Here is a 1,284-nt window from a genome sequence, read left to right on the forward strand (position 1 = left end):
GTGCACCAACAAAAAGTTTTGCATATTTTACCAATCTTTCGCTCAAAGGTGTTTCTTTGTTTACAAGTGAATATTCACTTGTTGAATAGTTTTTTGGAGTGGATGCTATATTTTTATTATTGTTTGGTATAAGTAAAACTTGCCCAACTGTAATTTCTTTGTCGGGAAGATTATTTAAAGCCACAATGTCATCAATGGTTACATTGAATTTTTTTGCTATTTGATAAAGAGTGTCACCTTTTTGAACTGTATAATGATCTAAATACAAAGAATAATCATTGTTTTCGCTATAATCTAAAGCAGTAGATTGGTCATTATTTTGTTGCTGATCGATCTTGTTTTTTGCTTGGTATGCGGGTGTTTCATTTGAAGTGTTATTGTTTTGCATTGATTTCATTGCCACTATTTTGGGTGGAACAAGTATTGTTTGACCTATAGATAGATTATTGCTTGCTAGAGAGTTAATTTTTTTAAGTTCGTCAATTGTAGTAGAAAAAGTTTTTGCGATAGAAAAAAGTGTATCACCTGGTGCTACAGTGTATTTTATATAGTTTGTGTTTTGATTTTCTTGAGGGTAAATACCATTATGAGATAGTACTGTTTGTTCTTTTTTTAAAGAAGGTTTTAAAACAATTTTTTCACCAATTTGCAGGTTTGACCAATCAACACTTGGATTTAAGTTTTTAATTACACTCATATTGATGCCTGTTTTTTGCGATATAGCCGTAAGTGTATCTCCAGGTTCAACAGTATAAAAGTTCTCGTTCTTAAAAGTCTTAATTTGAGTTAAAGTTTGAGTATTTTTATTTGAAATGTTGACGGGTAAAATAATTTTATCACCAATATTTATATTAGATAAATTTAATTGAGGGTTTAATTTTTCTAATTCGGAAAGAGAAATATTGTATTTGCTGGCAATAGTTGAGGCTGTATCGCCACTTTTTACAATATAAACATTGGTCAATTGGGTATTGGAGACAGTTTTTGTGCTATCTGGTACAATAATCCTATCGCCAATATTTAAATCAGATAAGTTTATATTTGGATTAAGATTCTTTAATTGATCAAGACTGCAGCCCAATTTTTTTGCTATGTTATAGGCACTGTCGCCTTTTTGTACGATATAAACTTTTGATTTAATAATATTCGACGCCGTTTGAGAATTTGAAACAGTGGTGTTTATTTGAGGTATTAGTATTTTCTGACCGATACTTAAATCCGATCTTTTAATACCGGGGTTTGCATATTTTAATTTTTCCAATGGTAAGCCTAATTTTTGAGCAA

General features: G+C 30.3%; 1 protein-coding gene. It reads right to left on the reverse strand.

The genetic code is table 11. The annotated features are described in order from the left end of the window. On the reverse strand, positions 1 to 1,261 hold a 1,261-nt coding region (locus tag Q0C22_RS02490; protein ID WP_291490495.1), incomplete at its 3' end, for a LysM peptidoglycan-binding domain-containing protein. Between the last annotated feature and the right edge of the window lie 23 nt (positions 1,262 to 1,284).

This window comes from Desulfurella sp. (genome assembly GCF_023256235.1).
In the GTDB taxonomy this organism is placed as follows: domain Bacteria; phylum Campylobacterota_A; class Desulfurellia; order Desulfurellales; family Desulfurellaceae; genus Desulfurella.